The 1,518-nt window shown below is 31.4% G+C and carries 1 protein-coding gene and 1 pseudogene; both read left to right on the top strand.

Annotation, left to right across the window (positions count from 1 at the left end):
* Nucleotides 1-236 precede the first annotated feature (236 nt).
* Nucleotides 237-683: pseudogene (locus RCH18_RS16065) on the top strand (transposase).
* A gap of 86 nt (nucleotides 684-769) precedes the next feature.
* A complete protein-coding gene (locus RCH18_RS16175) occupies nucleotides 770-994 on the top strand; it encodes a transposase (RefSeq protein WP_442788178.1) in 225 nt (74 codons plus the stop codon).
* Nucleotides 995-1,518: the final 524 nt, after the last annotated feature.

Raw genomic sequence — 1,518 nt, 5'->3', positions numbered from 1 at the left:
GTCAGTTTTAAACTTATCTGTGAATTCTAAAATACTTTCTCCTGTAAACTTTTCCATACCGTAAATATAATAAAAGATAAGTAAGTATCAGCACATCTCAAAAAAAGTATTAAAGTAAAAAAAATGTAATTTTAAATTACAAATGATAAACTTACAGACTTATGGACTTTACACAAGAATAAATTCCGGAATTAATGTTGGAACTAACAAATTCTGAAAACGAAACGAATTGATTAATGCAACTGACTTTGAATGCCATTATGAAAGGTGAACGTCATTTACATCAACAAGATAATCCAACGGACTATGTTAATGGTTATCGAGAAAGAAAAGCTGGAGGTTTTAACAAAAAAATGATTTTAAAAGTACTCAGTAATCGTGATGGCGGATTTTATCCTGTTTTACTAAATATTCTGCGAAACGAAGAACTTCGCAAACTTATATTTAGCCTATATAGACGAGGATTAACTACCGAGCAAGTAAGCGATGTTTATAAAGGAATTTAAGGTAAAGATTACAGCAAACAAAAAATTAATTATTTGATGAAAGAGAGCCGTGAGGAAGTTTCTATATATTTAAAACGTAAGTTAGATCCTCATTATTTAGTTCTTTATATTGATGCTACTTTTATAGATATTAGAAGAGATAAATCAGTTAGTAAAGAAGATTTTATACTATTTTAGGTATTAAAGAAGATGGCTCACGAGAAGCGCTGAGCATTGTAAATCATCCAACTGAAGGCGCAACATTATGCCAGATGGAGTAAGAAATATTAAAAGAAAGAGGAGTTGAAACCTCAGGATTGATAGCTTCGCACGGACTGACATTTATTGAAAATGCTATCGCAAAATCCTTTCCAAATGCGCAAAATCAGCTATGTATGGTTCATATTAAACATAGTATTTTATGCGTTTTTCCAAGAACAAAAAGATTAGAAATTGTAAGGAACTTTCAGAGATATTTGCCGCAGAAACAAAAAAAGTTACCTCTGTAGAAGCCTTTGTAAATTTAGATAACTTTGTTGAAAAGTAACAAAAAAGCTATCCGAGTTTGAAATCATTTTCAAACCTGCGTAATATAGCTTATTTTACATACTCAAATTATCCCATCTCAATTCTTAGAATGATTTACTCAACTAACTGGATAGACGCTTGAATAGAAATTACAAGTGGGTTTTAAAAATGAGAGGGGTGATGTTAAGTCAGGAATCTGTTTTGTTTTAGATGGGCTCAGTTGCGATGGAAAAAGAACATAAATCTTATAAATACCCAGTGTCAATTTTTAGGGACATAGTAGAACTTAAAGTGGTAATACCAACAGAAGCAAAAGTGCGTTCCGCCACACTGCTCAAAACTTCGACTTCTTTTGCGATTGATAATATTAAATAATAAATAATTTTTACACACTTTTTAATCATCACTCTAACCCCTGTTGCTTCCTATGGAGTGAAGGCATTAAAAAACCTTTTATAAACAAAAAACCCCTCACAAAGTGAAGGGTTTTTCTAAAGAAAGGCGA

The organism is Flavobacterium sp. PL11 (assembly GCF_035985025.1).
In the GTDB taxonomy this organism is placed as follows: Bacteria; Bacteroidota; Bacteroidia; order Flavobacteriales; family Flavobacteriaceae; genus Flavobacterium.
Note: the sequence above shows the minus strand (reverse complement) of the source record. Positions and strands in the feature narration are given on the sequence as shown.